The sequence below is a fragment of the Streptomyces sp. NPDC059247 genome (genome assembly GCF_042754005.1).
Taxonomy (GTDB): Bacteria; Actinomycetota; Actinomycetes; order Streptomycetales; family Streptomycetaceae; genus Streptomyces.
Genome location: NZ_JBHYZW010000009.1, coordinates 1 through 13,247 on the forward strand (window position 1 = coordinate 1; position 13,247 = coordinate 13,247).

At 73.6% G+C, this 13,247-nt stretch carries 10 protein-coding genes; 4 read left to right on the forward strand and 6 right to left on the reverse strand.

Going from position 1 to position 13,247, the window contains the following annotated elements:
• Positions 1-168 precede the first annotated feature (168 nt).
• The gene (locus tag ACFXGN_RS18030; protein WP_384859829.1) at positions 169-1,695 is read right to left on the reverse strand and encodes a PQQ-binding-like beta-propeller repeat protein; all 1,527 of its coding nucleotides are present in this window, start codon (positions 1,693-1,695) and stop codon (positions 169-171) included.
• Positions 1,696-1,746: 51 nt separating this feature from the next.
• Positions 1,747-2,241, reverse strand: coding sequence for a DUF3145 domain-containing protein (locus ACFXGN_RS18035; protein ID WP_384859832.1), 495 nt, complete (start codon positions 2,239-2,241; stop codon positions 1,747-1,749).
• Positions 2,242-2,501: 260 nt separating this feature from the next.
• Here ACFXGN_RS18035 and ACFXGN_RS18040 point away from each other — a divergent pair, with 260 nt between their 5' ends.
• Entirely contained in the window at positions 2,502-3,383 is an 882-nt protein-coding gene (locus ACFXGN_RS18040) for an SGNH/GDSL hydrolase family protein (RefSeq protein WP_384859835.1), read from the forward strand.
• 172 nt (positions 3,384-3,555) lie between these two features.
• On the opposite strand, the gene ACFXGN_RS18045 is transcribed toward ACFXGN_RS18040, so the two are convergent.
• Entirely contained in the window at positions 3,556-6,033 is a 2,478-nt protein-coding gene (locus ACFXGN_RS18045) for a beta-glucosidase (protein WP_384860374.1), read from the reverse strand.
• Between the two features lie 152 nt (positions 6,034-6,185).
• On the opposite strand from ACFXGN_RS18045, the gene ACFXGN_RS18050 reads away from it, so the two are divergent.
• The gene (locus ACFXGN_RS18050) at positions 6,186-6,797 is read left to right on the forward strand and encodes a TetR/AcrR family transcriptional regulator (protein ID WP_384859836.1); all 612 of its coding nucleotides are present in this window, start codon (positions 6,186-6,188) and stop codon (positions 6,795-6,797) included.
• 184 nt (positions 6,798-6,981) lie between these two features.
• Entirely contained in the window at positions 6,982-7,695 is a 714-nt protein-coding gene (locus ACFXGN_RS18055) for a carbon-nitrogen hydrolase family protein (protein ID WP_384859839.1), read from the forward strand.
• 201 nt (positions 7,696-7,896) lie between these two features.
• Here the strand turns inward: ACFXGN_RS18055 and ACFXGN_RS18060 are convergent, their stop codons facing one another.
• On the reverse strand, positions 7,897-10,083 hold the full coding sequence (locus tag ACFXGN_RS18060) for a M4 family metallopeptidase (protein ID WP_384859842.1): 2,187 nt from the start codon (positions 10,081-10,083) through the stop codon (positions 7,897-7,899).
• A 146-nt stretch (positions 10,084-10,229) separates the two neighbouring features.
• Between ACFXGN_RS18060 and ACFXGN_RS18065 the strand changes: the two genes are divergently transcribed.
• Positions 10,230-11,192 carry a LysR family transcriptional regulator gene (locus ACFXGN_RS18065; protein ID WP_384859845.1) on the forward strand — a complete coding sequence of 321 codons (963 nt, stop codon included), beginning with the start codon at positions 10,230-10,232 and terminating at the stop codon, positions 11,190-11,192.
• Positions 11,193-11,546: 354 nt separating this feature from the next.
• Here the strand turns inward: ACFXGN_RS18065 and ACFXGN_RS18070 are convergent, their stop codons facing one another.
• Both ACFXGN_RS18070 and ACFXGN_RS18075 read right to left on the reverse strand, forming a co-directional pair.
• Positions 11,547-12,377, reverse strand: a complete 831-nt coding sequence (locus tag ACFXGN_RS18070; protein WP_384859848.1) for an EI24 domain-containing protein — start codon at positions 12,375-12,377, stop codon at positions 11,547-11,549.
• A 412-nt stretch (positions 12,378-12,789) separates the two neighbouring features.
• Positions 12,790-13,212, reverse strand: a complete 423-nt coding sequence (locus tag ACFXGN_RS18075; protein ID WP_384859851.1) for an organic hydroperoxide resistance protein — start codon at positions 13,210-13,212, stop codon at positions 12,790-12,792.
• Positions 13,213-13,247: the final 35 nt, after the last annotated feature.

Genomic DNA, 13,247 nt, shown 5'->3' on the forward strand with positions numbered 1-13,247 from the left:
ACCACCCCACCCCGCAAACCACTATCGCGGCTTGTAGGGTGCGAGTTGTTTTTTTTATATCGCCCCGCGGCCCGCCCCCCCCCGGAGACGAACTCCCCGGGGGCGGGCCTTCCGCATGTGCGCGGCGCGGGCCGGAGGCCTCCCCTGAGGGAGGGCCTCCCGCACGGGTCAGCTCAGACCGAAGGCCGAGGGTTCGGTCTCCATCAGGGTGTGGTTGACGACCACGTGGTGGCCGCCGGAGGTGACGAGGAGTTCCGGGTAGATGGAGACCACCGCCTTCGGGTCCTCCGGGTCGCGCACCCGGCCCGGTCTGCCGGTGCCGGGGTCGAGCAGGACGACCCGCGCGTCGCTGTGGCTCTCCAGGACCGCCACGCGGCCGTCGGAGTGGGCCGTCAGCGCGGCCGTCTGCTGTTCGGAGGCGTACTCCCAGATCCTCCGGCCGTCCTTGAGGGAGTAGGCGGCGACCCGGTCGGGCACGAGTTCGCCGCGCTCGACCAGGGTGATCAGCCGCCCGTCACGGACGACGGGCTCGGCCGTGCGGCCGTCGCCCACGCCGCCGGGGGCGGAGAGCAGGCCCTCCGGCCTGGAGAGCGGGACGGTCACCGTCGGCGCGCCGGTGTCGTCGAAGCCGAGGAACGCGTGGGTGCCGCGCTTGTCCTCCTCGTCGACCGCGAGGACGACCGGGGAGACGGAGACCACGGACGCCTCGGCACCGGACTCGACGGGCAGCTCCCTGAGCCACTTCCGCGCGCCGGTGGGGGTGTCCAGGGCGACGAGCCTGGCGGCCTTGCCGCACTGCTCCACGACGAGGGTGCGGGTGGCGTCGGCGTCCACGGCGAGCACCGCACAGCCCGGGTCGAGCACCCGCCGCCAGCGCTGTTCGCCGGTCGTGGCGGACCGGCCGCGCACGGCGCCGTCCTCGGCGGTGACGGCGGTCCCGCCGCCGACCGCGATGCCCCGCTCGGTGAGGCCCTCACCGGTGAGGCCGGTGCGCCACAGGACCTTGCCGTCGGAGGCGCGGACGGCGAGGAGGGTCGCGCAGGGCTTGTCGTGGCGGCCGTACGCGATGAGGCCGATGCCCTGTTCGATGCCGGGAGACATTCCACAGAGGGCCTCACGGGCGGGCGCGGAAACGCTCCAGCGTACGGCCCCGTCGGCGGCGCCGTACGCGAAGAGCCCGTCGAGCCTGCCCTGTGCGACCGTGTCGCCGAAGGCCCAGGCGCCCACACCCGTGTCGTACTTCACTCCGACGGCGGGGACGGACCAGGCCAGCCGGGACTTCTCCCGGGCCGGTGGAGCGGACGCCTCGGGCGTCCGGTCCCCTTCGGCCCTGCCACCGCCGCCCTCGTCGTCGTCCATCGTCGAGATCCCCCAGGACCCGGCGGCCACGACAGCGAGCAGCCAGGCGACTCCCGCCGCCACCACGGAGGTCCGGCCGGAGACCGGCTTGCCGGAAGGCACCTTGTCGGGCTTGACGAGCCCGGGGGCGTCCCGCGGTGCCGTACGGTTCCCCCGCCCGGCGGCCAGAGCCGTCGCTCCCAGCGCCGCCAGGACCAGGGCACAGACCAGTGCCGCCCAGCCCTTCGGCCAGGCTCCGGCGAGGACCCCGGCCCCCAGGAAGACGGCGGCGGCGCCGAACGCGGCGCCCGCCAGCAGAACGGCGGCCGTCACCGGCGCCGAACGGTCTTGCGTCATCTTTCTCCCACCCGGCGCGCCCCCTGCCCGCCCGAGCGGAATCTACCGCTGTCAGACGACCTGGTGCAGCCAGCGGACGGGGGCGCCCTCGCCCGCGTACCGGAAGGGTTCGAGTTCGTCGTCCCAGGGCTTGCCGAGGAGCTTGGCGACCTCGTCCTCCAGTCGGGTCTCGCCCTGCGCGGAGCGCGCGAGGGCGGCCCTCAGCCGGTCCTCGGGGACCAGGATGTCGCCGTGCGGGCCGGTGACCGCGTGGAAGATCCCCAGGTCGGGGGTGGCGCTGTAGCGCTCGCCCTCGGCGGTGGCGCAGGGTTCCGCGGTCACCTCGAAGCGGAGCATCTGCCAGCCGCGCAGCGCGGAGGCCAGCTCGGAGGCGGTGCCGGTGCGGCCCTTCCAGGAGAACTCGGCTCTCCAGGTGCCGGGGGACGCCGGCTGGCGGATCCAGTCGAGCTGGACCCTCGCACCGAGGACACCCGCGACCGCCCATTCGACGTGTGGGCACAGCGCGCGCGGTGCGGAGTGTACGTACAGGACTCCACGTGTCGTCACCGGGACCTCCAGTGTGGGACGAGGGTCGCCTTTCCCCAGCGGCCTCAGTAAACAGCATCAGGAGCAGAACATCGCAAACCGTCAAAAAGGGGACAGCATGTGACGTGATGTAATTTACCGGAGCCGGTCGGCAAAGGTGCCTCTGGTTCGACGGGGGAAAAGCTACCGTGCCGCACCGTCATCGGTGTGACGTACGGTCGGTCCGGGGGCGGGTGCACACGAAGCTTTCACCCGCCAGGACGTCGAGGGAGGGGCCAGGGATGCGCGGCCGACGCCGATTCCGCACCACCGTCGCCGCCGCGACGGCGGCACTGCTGAGCGCGGGGGTGCTCTCCGGCTGCACCGCGGGGGAACCGTCGCCGGTGCGGTCCGCCACGAGACCCGCGCCGAGCCCGACGCCGCCGTGGGACGTCTCCCCGTCGTCCGTGGCCGCCGTCGGGGACTCCATGACCCGCGCCTTCGACGCCTGCGCGGTCCTGGCGGACTGCCCCGAGGTGTCGTGGGCGACCGGCACGGACGCCGCCGTGAACAGCCTCGCGCTGCGGCTCCTCGGCCCGGAGAAGGTGACCGCCCGCAGCTGGAACCTGGCCAGGACGGGCGCCCGGATGGCGGAGCTGCCGGAGCAGATGGCGGGGGCGGCGGCCCGGCGGCCGGAGCTCGTGACGGTGATGATGGGCGCCAACGACGCCTGCCGTCCCACCCCGGACCTGATGACCCCGGTCGAGGAGTTCCGGGCGTCCTTCGAGACGGCGCTGTTCCGGCTCCGGAAGGGCGCGCCGAAGGCACAGGTGTACGTGGCGAGCGTGCCGGACCTCAAGCGCCTGTGGTCCACCGGGCGGGTCAGTCCGGTGGGACGGCAGGTGTGGAAGCTGGGGATCTGCGGCGCGATGCTGGCGGACGCGGAGGACCTGGGACCTGCGGCGGAGCGGCGGCGGGCGGCGGTGCGGGACCGGGTGGTGGCGTACAACCGGGTGCTCAAGGAGGTGTGCGCCGGGGACGTGCGCTGCCGGTACGACGGCGGGGCGGTCTTCGGTTTCCGCTTCGACGGCGGGCAGCTGAGCCCGTGGGACTGGTTCCACCCGAGCAAGGACGGCCAGGCACGGCTCGCGGAGCTGGCGTACCGGCGGATCACCGCGGCGTGAGGGGCCCTGGGGAGCCCTCGTACCGGCGGCTCACCCACCGCGTGAGGGGCCCCGGGGCGGCTGTCAGGTGCCGCCCCGGGGCCGTCCGGGGGTGCCTCGGGAGGCCGGACCTTCCGGGGCTGGGGCCGGTAGGCCGGGGCCCGGGGGCGGGCCTCCGGCGGCGACCGGGAGGTCAGACCTCCAGGGTGGTGCTCAGGCGCGCGTCCGCGAGGGAGTGCGCGGCGACGACCTCGTAGGTGCCGGGGACGAGCGTCCAGTCGTTCTTCTCCTCGTCCCAGATCTCGAAGGCGCGGCGGGGCAGCGCGATCTCGGCCTCGACGGTCTCGCCGGGGCCCGCCTCGACGCTCGCGAATCCGGCGAGCCAGCGGGCCGGGCGCTCCACCGGGTCGTCGGCGGGGGCCAGGTAGAGCTGGACGGTCTCGCGGCCCGCCCGGCCGCCGGTGTTGGTGAGGCGGACGGTCGCGGTGCCGGGGCCGGTGCTCAGCTCCTCGTACGACCAGGTGGTGTAGCCGAGGCCGTGGCCGAAGGCGTACGCGGGGACGGCCGGGCCCCGGTCCCAGGCCCGGTATCCGATGAACAGGCCCTCCTCGTAGGCGAGTTGGCCCTCGACGGGGGTGACGTCGGTGACCGGGGCGTCGGCGAGGGTGCCGGGCCAGGTGGTGGGGAGGCGACCGCCGGGCTCCTCGGCGCCGGTGAGGACGTCGGCGAGGGCGGCGCCGCCCTCCTGTCCGGGGAACCAGCTGAGGAGGACCGCGGCCACGTCCTCGCGCCAGGGCAGGGCGACCGGGGAGCCCGCGTTGACCACGACGACGGTGTTCGGGTTGACGGCGGCGACCGCCCGTACCAGCTCGTCCTGACGTCCGGGGAGGGCGAGGTCCTCGCGGTCGAAGCCCTCGGACTCGACCCGTTCGGTGGTGGCCACGACCACGACGGCGGTGTCGGCGGTGCGGGCCGCCTCGACGGCCTCGGTGATCAGTTCGTCGGGGTCACGGCGGGGCCCGAGGTGGACGAAGGAGAACATGACGGCCGGGAGCGGGGCCGCGAACTCCTTGTCCAGGGTGTGCAGCAGGGAGACCTCGACGGTCTCGCCCCCGGTGAGCGTGACCCTGGCGCGCTCGACAGGGGAGCCGAAGAACGCCTCGAAGGGGTCGGTCTCGGGGCCCATCGTCTGGACGCCGTCGAAGACGGTGGTGCCCGCGACGGCGAGGGTGAAGGCGCCGAGCCCCCGGGTGCCGAAGGAGTGCTCCCCGGACTCGCGCGGGGTGAAGGTGCCGACGACCTCGATGGAGGCGAGGTTCTCGTGACTGACGCCCGCCGGGAGGTCGTCGCCGATCCACTGGACCTGCCCGTTGGGCAGGGAGCCCTCACCGAGGAGCCGTCCGGCGGCGTCGCGGCAGCGGGCGCGGAGGGTGAAGCCCTGGTCGGCGGGGGCGAGTTCGCCACTGGGGTCGGCGCCGACCGTGTAGGAGAGGCTCCCGGCGGGCAGGGCGGCGGTGAGGCCGTCGAGCGGGGAGACGACGTGCTCGGGGAAGACCTGCGCGGAGCCGCCGCCGAGGACCCGGGCGTCGCGGGCGGCGGCGCCGGAGAGGGCGACGGTTCCCGCCCGCAGGGGCAGGGCCGCGTTCTCGTTGCGGACCAGGACGAAGCCCCGGCGGGCGATCTCGCGGGCGAGGGCGTCGCCGTCGAGGGCTGCGGGGGGTTCGGCGACGACCGGCGGGGCGCCTTCGAGGGCGCCGACGCGGGCGGCGAGCCGCAGGACGTTGCGGACGGCGGTGTCCACGGCGGACTCCCCGACCTCTCCGGCGCGCACGGCGGCGGCGAGGGCCTCGCCGTAGACGGTGACGGGGCCGGGCATGGCGACGTCGAGACCGCCCAGGATGTCGCCGGTGGTGGAGCGGGCGGCCATCCAGTCGGAGACGTTGAAGCCGTCGAAGCCCCATTCGCCGCGCAGCACCTCGTTGACCAGGTGGTGGTGCTCGGTCATCGTCACGCCGTTGACCTGGTTGTAGGCGGTCATGATGCCCCAGGGGCGGGCGTTCCTGACGATGGCCTCGAAGGGCGCGAGGTAGAGCTCGCGGAGCGGGCGCGGGGCGATCCGGTTGTCGACGGTGAAGCGGTCGGTCTCGGCGTCGTTGGCGACGAAGTGCTTGACGGTGGTGCCGACGCCGCCGTCCTGGACGCCCTGGACGTAGCCGGTGCCGATGGCGCCGGTGAGCAGCGGGTCCTCGCTGTAGGCCTCGAAGTGACGGCCGCCGAGGGGCGTGCGGTGCAGGTTGACCGTGGGCGCGAGGAGGACGTGGACGCCCTTGCGGCGGGCCTCCTGGGCGAGGAGGCGGCCGGCCCGGCGGGCGAGGGCAGGGTCCCAGGTGGCGGCGAGCGCGGTCGGGGAGGGCAGGGCGACGGACGGGTCGTCGGCGGTCCAGCGGACGCCCCGGACACCGATGGGGCCGTCGGACATGACCAGCGACGCCAGGCCGATCTCCGGGAGGGCGGGCAGGGACCACATGTCCTGGCCGCCGAGCAGCCGCGCCTTGGTGTCCAGGTCGAGCCGGGCGAGCGCCGCTTCGACGGCCGCCTCGCGCACGGCGTCCTCGTCGCGCACGGCGTCCTCGTTGTTCACGATGCCCTCGCGCCCGGCGTCCTCGTTCACGTCCGTCACGTCCGTTACCTCCGCGTTGAAGTGCTGGTGGGGCCATCATGGACCCGCTTATCTGTAAACCGGTAGGTAACGTGACCTTTTCGTTATTTTCATGATGGCGTACGGTCCAGGGAGACGAGGACCTGCGGAAAGGGGCCGGGCCGATGGCACGGGCGAGGAGCGAGGAGCGCCGGGCGGAGATCCTGCGCGCCGCCCTGGAGGTGATCGCCGAGCGCGGCTACCGGGGCGCCGCCCTCGGCGCGGTCGCCGAGCGCGTCGGCCTGACCCAGCAGGGGCTGCTGCACTACTTCCCCACCAAGGAGTCGCTGCTCGTCGCCGTCCTGGAGGAACGCGACCGCTGGGACACCAGCGGTGGCCGCGACCGCGAGAACTGGCGGCTCGACCTGCTGGACTCCCTCGTCGAGTACAACGCGATGCGGCCCGGGATCGTGCAGACCTTCTCCGCGCTGCTCGGCGAGAGCGTCACGGACGGGCACCCGGCCCGGGAGTTCTTCACCGAGCGGTACGCGCAGGTGCGGGAGAACATGGCGCAGGTGCTGCGCCTGGAGTTCGGCGACCGGCTGCCGGGCGGCCTCACCCCGGAGCGGGCGGCACCGCTCCTCACCGCGGTGATGGACGGCCTCCAGTACCAGTGGCTCCTGGACCCCTCGGCGGTCGACATGCCGGGCGCCTTCCGGGACTTCCTGGCGCTGCTCGGCGGGGACGGGACGACGGAGGACGCCCCGGGACGGCCGGGGGCGGACCGGGCGGGATGAGCCTCCGCCTTCGGGCCGGGCACGGGACGAGGGAGGCCCCGGCTCCCCTCGCGGGGCCGGGCGGGACGAGCCTCACCCTTCGGGCCGGGCACGGAGCGAGGGAGGCCCCGGCTCTCCTCCCGGGGCCGGGCGGGACGAGGGAGGCCCCGGCTTCCGTCACGGGGCCGGGCGGGATGATGGGGGCATGATCATCGCCGCCACCCAGTTCGCCCCGGTCGCGGGGGACCTCGACGCCAATGTCCGGACCGTCGCCGACCTGGTGCGGGCCGCCGGGGCCGAGGGCGCCCGCGTGGTCGTCTTCGCCGAGCTCTGCCTCACCGGCTACGAGCCCTCCCTGATCCGGGACTCCCCCGCCCTGGTCCTCACCGAGGACGACCCCCGGCTCGAACCCGTACGGGACGCCTGCCGCGCGGTGTCGGCGGCGGCCGTCGTCAACGGGCCGGTGCGGACGGACGACGGACGCCCTGCGGTCACCTCGCTGGTGATCGGCCCGGACGGCTCGCTCCTCACCCGCTACGACAAGCGGCACCTGTACGGGATCGAGCGGGAGGTGTTCGCGCCCGGCGCCACCGACGGGCGGTTCACCCTCGACGGGCTCCGGTTCGCCACCGCCACCTGCTACGACAACCGCTTCCCCGACCTGGCCGAACGGGCCGCCGCCGACGGCTGCACGGCCTATCTGGCCAGCTCGGTGCTCGGCGCCGGAAACGACTCGTTCGAGACGGTCTATCCCGTACGGGCCCGGGACTTCGGCCTGTACGTGGTGCTGGGCAACGTCCTCGGCGCCAACGAGGACGGTACCGGCTGCGGCCGGGCCGGGGCCTGGGGCCCGGACGGCGCCCGCCTCGCGGACGCGGGCGGCACGGAACCGGGCTTCGTGCTGACGGAGATCGGCTGAGGCCCCACCGGACGGTCCGGGGAGGGCCCGGCACGGTGTCCGGACGTGGAGGAGCCCGGCGTGGACGTGGAGGAGCCGGGCCGCCGTGGGACATACGGCGGCCCGGCTCCATGGGAAGACATCACGGAACCCCCGGTCCGCGGTGCCTCCCCGCCCCCTTGAGGGGCGGTCTTCCGGGGGGCGTCCCCTGGGGGACGTTCCCTACGGGGCCGTCAGGCCCAGCGTGTAGGCGCCCGAGCCGCTGTACGCGTGGACCACGTACCGGTAGTAGCCCGCGGTGCCGTAGTAGCTGGTGTTCTCGTCGGCGGTCTCCGTGCCGCCCACCGCCACGTCCACCCAGCTCGCGCCGTTCCACTTCTGCAGGTACAGGTCGAAGTCGGCACCGGCCGGGCCGCGCAGGCAGCCCACGTGGGTGCCCGGGGCCGCCGCGTAGTAGTACGAGCCGTCCGGCTGCGCCTGGGCCTGACCGGAGGCCAGGGTGCCCTGGTAGGTCTTCTGGGTGTTGCCGCAGCCCGTGGGCGGGTTCGTCGAACCGACCGACAGCTGGTAGGTGACGGTGTGGGTGGCGGAGCCCGTACCGGTCACGGTGATCGGGTACGTGCCGTTGGCCGTGCCCGCCGCGACCTGCACGGTCATCGTCGACGAGGAGCCCGAGGTCACCGAGGAGGGGCTGAAGGAGACCGTGACCCCGCTCGGGGCGCCGCTCGCGGAGAGCTGGACGGTCTGCGCGCTGCCGCCGGTGGTGCTGGTGTTCACCGTGGAGGTGACCGAGGCACCGGCCTGGACCGAGCCCGAGGAGGGGTTCAGGGCGAGCGAGAAGTCCGGGGTGCTGGTGCCGCCGCAGTCGGTCTCACCGGACTGGGCCGGGACGCCGATCGCGTTCCAGGCGGTCCTCACCGCGATGCACTCGGCGCTGCCGTAGGTGTTCTTGGCGCTCGTCAGGGTCGCCTTGCGGGCGGCCAGGTGGTTCCAGGAGGACGTCTTCATGAGCAGGGCGCCCATGAAGATCTTGCCCGCCTTCTGGATGCCGATGCCGGTCACCGAGGACGGACCGCCGGAACATATGGGGCTGTTGGGCTTGCCGCCGCCCGGGCTGGAACCCTCGGCGAGCAGGTAGAACCAGTGGTTCTGCGGACCGGCCGCCGCGTGCACCTCGGTGCCCGAGCTCAACTGGGTGTAACAGTTGGGGTCGTTGTTCGCGAGGGACGGGTTGTACATGTACCGGATGGGCTTGTTGTCGCCGAGGAAGTTCAGCTTCTCGCCGACCGTGTAGTCCGGGGTGTCGTTCGGGTTGTTGGCGTAGTGCTCGGTGAGCGCGCCGAAGATGTCGCCCGTCGACTCGTTCATCCCGCCGTTCTCGTTGGACGAGCCCGCGCTGCCCGGCGTCCGGTCGAAGATCTCGTGGCCGTACTCGTGCGCCACGACGTCGATGCCGGTGAGCTGCATGGTGCCGTTCTGGTTACGGCCGTACGTGGTCTTCGTACCGTCGTAGTACGCGTTGACCTCGCTCAGACCGGCGCGCGCCGGGACCATTCCGCCCTGGCCGTTCTGGCCGTTGTAGCCGAACCACTCCTTGAGCATGGAGTGTTCCTTCTGCGCCGCGTACATGATGTCGACGCAGGCGGTCACGAGGTCGTTGGCGCCGCTGTTGCCCCACGGCGAGGAGCCCGTGTACGCGCTGCCGTTCTGGCCGCCGCACTTGAAGGAGCCCCGGGTGGTGTCCGTCATGGAGCCCGCGGCGGTGTCGATGGTGACGTTGCCGTTGTGGTAGCCGCGCCCGTCGGCGTGCAGGATCTTGTCGGTCGACCGGGCGACGGCCCCGGTGTTCGCGTCCACATAGGTGTCGAGGGCGCTCGGCGCGTTCTTCGCGGTGCGGCCGACGACCCGGGTGTGCCAGGTCAGCACGGCCTTGCCGCCCTTGAGCAGCACGGTCAGCTCGGGGGCGTCCGCGCTCTCCACGGACGCCAGCTGCGCGCGGGCCGTGGCCAGGGCGGCGGCGGAGGTCACCTTCGCCCGGGTGGAGAGCCGGAGGGCGGGCGCCGGGGCGCCGGTGACCTCGCGGACCTTCCCCGTGCTGTCCGAGACGACGACCGCGTCACCGCCGACGACCGGGAGGCCCCGGTAGGTGCGCTCGTAGGAGGCGTAGTACAGGCCGTTCGCCCACGGGGTGACGGACGTGCGGACGAGCTCCTCGTCGGCACCGTGCCGCAGCTCGTCGAGACCGCTCTCCGCGGCGTCGTCGGCGGCGGCGAGAGCCAGGGACTTGCCGTGGCCCGGGGGCACGGGCTGTGCCTGCGGGGCCGCGACGGCCGGAGCGACGAAGGCCGTCGCGAGGCTCGCCGAGAGCGCGAGGGCGGCCACGGCCGCCGTCAGTCTGGTGGGGTGCACGTCTGCTCCGATCGGGGGGTGGATCGTGGTGGGGGAGACGGTTCGTCGCGCCGAGTATGGGCGTGGACATGGCTAGTTCGGGACATCTCACGCGGCATAAGACGCGGGTTATGGTGCGCCCGCACGGCCCTGCGTACGCTGCTGAAATGCAGCTGGAGTTGAGGCATCTTGAGGCCGTCTGCCGGATAGCGGAGGCGGGCAGTCTGGGCCGGGCCGCCGGGCGGCTCGGGGTGTCGCAGCCCGCGCTCTCCGCGCAGCTCCGCCGCATCGAACGCGTCGCGGGCGGGGAGCTGTTCCTGCGCGGCAGGCACGGGGTGGAGCCCACCCCGCTGGGCGAGTTCGTCCTGTCGAAGGCCCGGCTGGTGCTCGGCGAGATGGACGCGCTCGCCGCCGGGGCGCGGGCCGCCGCCCCGGGCACCCCGCTGCGCCTCGGCTGCATCCTGCTCGTCCTCGTCGACGGGCTGCTCGGACAGCTGGAGCGGGTGATGGCCGGGCAGGACATCTCGGTGACCGTGGAGCACTCGGCGACGACACTGACCCGGCAACTGGGCGCGGGACGGTACGACGCCGTGCTGTACGGGGAGGTCAACGACCACGAGGTGACCCTGCCGGAGGGCACCACCGCGCGGACCGTGATCGCCAAGGAGCCGTTCTGCGTACGGCTGTCGGTGGCGCACCCGCTGGCGGCCAGGGAGCGGATCGCCCTCGCCGAGCTGGCCGGGGAGGACTGGATGACGCTGGTGGAGGACGACGACGGCGGTCCCGAGGCGCTGGTCGCCGCGTGTGCCCGGGTCGGGTTCGCCCCGGCGCTGCGGCACCGGGTGCCCGACCGGAAGATGCACTACGACCTGATCGCCTCGGGGCGGGCGGTCTCCCTGAGCCAGCCGACCGCCCCGCAGGCCCAGGGCACGGTGCTGCGACCGCTGGAGGGCGATCCGATCATGGGCCGTATCCGGCTGGCCTGGAACAGGGCCGCGGTGTCCGCCCGGCACGCGGAACTGCTGTACCGGGCGGCGGTCGCCGGCTATCTGGCGAACGTCGACAACAACGCGTTCTACCGGACGTGGTGGGACGCCCGCCCGGAACTGCACCCGGTAATGGAGGTCTGAGCGGGGGGGGCGGTACGGGTTCGAGTCCGGTACGGGTTCGAGTCCGGTACGGGCCTGGTCGGGTCCGGTACGGCCCCGGTCAGGTCAGGTCCGGTACTGCCCGGCCCCGGTCCGGGCGGGGTCCGGGCGGGGTCCGGTTCAGTCCGGTACGGCCCCGGTCCGGGCGAGGTCCCGTCGGGCGAGGGCGGAGCCGCCGGGACGGCGGGCCGAGCGGTGACGGCTGGGTGTCCGTACCCGGCCCGGTCCGGTACGGGCCCGGACGCGCACGGTGCGGGCGGGCCCGGGGGCCCGTCGGGCGGGCCGGGACCGGTTCGGGTCCGGTACGGGCCCGGCCCCGGTCCGGGCGGGGTTCCGTCAGGTGCGGGCGGGGCCGTCGACGGCGGGCCGGGTGGTGGCGGCCGGGTGGCCGTCGACGGCACGGTTCCGGTCGTCGTCCCCGTCGCCGGAGGTCTCCCCGCACAGGTCACGGGCCATCAGGGTGGCTCCGGCGACGGCGCCCGGCATCAGGAAGACGGCGACGAAGGGCACCAGGAAGGCGAGGGTCAGCGGAACGCCGAAGCCGAGGACGGCCGCCCGGCGCCCCCGGAGCAGCCGCAGCCGCTCCTTCAGCTCGACGCCTCTGCGCTGGAGCGCGACGGCCGCCAGCTCCTCGGTGAGGAAGAAACCAGAGACGCAGAAACCGATCACGGGCACGACGGTCTGGCCGACGACCGGGATGAACCCGCAGGCGAAGAGGAGGAGGCCGTAGAACGCCACCCTCAGCAGGACGCGCAGGCTGTCGCGGGCCGAGATCCACAGATCGCGCCAGAGCGGCAGCCCGGACTCGGGGACCTCGCCGCCCTCGCTCCGGTCGACCTCCTCGGAGAGCGACTCGTAGAACGGCTGGCCGACCAGGAGCGTGACGGCGGTGAAGGTGATGACCGCGAGGAACAGACCGAAGACGAAGACGAGGGCGGTCAGGGTGCCCCGGAAGATCCCGATCCAGGGCGAGGTCCAGTCGTCGGCGAACGGGGTGACCCAGGCGACCAGGTCGTCGGCGCCGTAACCGAGCCCGACGAGCGCCCCCGCGTACAGCACCAGGGTCACGAGTCCGGGCAGCAGCCCGAACCCCAGCCAACGTCCGTGCTGCCCGACCCACTTCTGGCCCCGCAACAGATATCTGAAACCCACCCCGAGATCACGCATGGAGGTCACTGTAGCGGTGGGACCCGAAGGCCCCCGAAGCCGTCCGACCAGCGGCCCGGGGACGGACGCCCGGCCCCGGCGAGACCACCCACGGGCCCCTGGAACCCCGGACCCGGCGAGGGCCGGAGCGAGGCCCGGCACTTCGACGCGGCGGACGACACGGTGTCCGGCCGTCCGGCCATCCGCCCGTCCGGCTGTCCCGTACGGGTCCGGGCGCCGGGACCTCGTCGGCCGGACCGTGCCGGGCCCGCGTCCGGACGCGGCGGAAGAGCCGCGCCCGCCCTGGCCCCGGCGGGAGGTCCGGGCACTCCCCCGGACGCGGCGAGGGCCGCACCCCGGGTGAGGTGCGGCCCTCGCCGGTACCGCGCGTCCGGAGCCGGACGACCGGCTCGGTTCAGACGGCGGGCTCGGTTCAGACGGCCAGCTCGACCGTGATGTTGCCCCGGGTCGCCTTGGAGTACGGGCAGACCTGGTGGGCCTTCTCGATCAGGTCCCTGGCGGTGTCCGCGTCCACGTTCGGGATGCGGGCCGAGATCCTGACGATGATGCCGAAGCCCTCGTCGTTCTTGCCGATGCCGACCTCGGCGGTGACCGTCGAGCCGGAGATGTCGGCCTTCTCGTTGCGGGCGACGACGCCGAGCGCGCCCTGGAAGCAGGCGCTGTAGCCCGCCGCGAAGAGCTGCTCGGGGTTGGTCCCCTCGCCGGAACCGCCCATGGCCTTGGGCGGGTTCACGACGACGTCGATCTTGCCGTCGTCGGTGGAGACCCGGCCGTCCCGGCCGCCCTCGGCGGTGGCGACGGCGGTGTAGAGGACCTCGGAGTGCTGGATCGGCATGACTGGTACTTCCTTCATGGTTCGCCGCGACTCGC

Excerpts from the sequence above, each read along its gene's own strand:
- ACFXGN_RS18030 (WP_384859829.1), bottom strand. The coding sequence starts at position 1,695 with ATGACGCAAGACCGTTCGGCGCCGGTGACGGCCGCCGTTCTGCTGGCG.
- ACFXGN_RS18040 (WP_384859835.1), top strand. The coding sequence starts at position 2,502 with ATGCGCGGCCGACGCCGATTCCGCACCACCGTCGCCGCCGCGACGGCG.
- ACFXGN_RS18065 (WP_384859845.1), top strand. The coding sequence starts at position 10,230 with ATGCAGCTGGAGTTGAGGCATCTTGAGGCCGTCTGCCGGATAGCGGAG.
- ACFXGN_RS18050 (WP_384859836.1), top strand. The coding sequence starts at position 6,186 with ATGGCACGGGCGAGGAGCGAGGAGCGCCGGGCGGAGATCCTGCGCGCC.
- ACFXGN_RS18055 (WP_384859839.1), top strand. The coding sequence starts at position 6,982 with ATGATCATCGCCGCCACCCAGTTCGCCCCGGTCGCGGGGGACCTCGAC.
- ACFXGN_RS18075 (WP_384859851.1), bottom strand. The coding sequence starts at position 13,212 with ATGCCGATCCAGCACTCCGAGGTCCTCTACACCGCCGTCGCCACCGCC.
- ACFXGN_RS18070 (WP_384859848.1), bottom strand. The coding sequence starts at position 12,377 with ATGCGTGATCTCGGGGTGGGTTTCAGATATCTGTTGCGGGGCCAGAAG.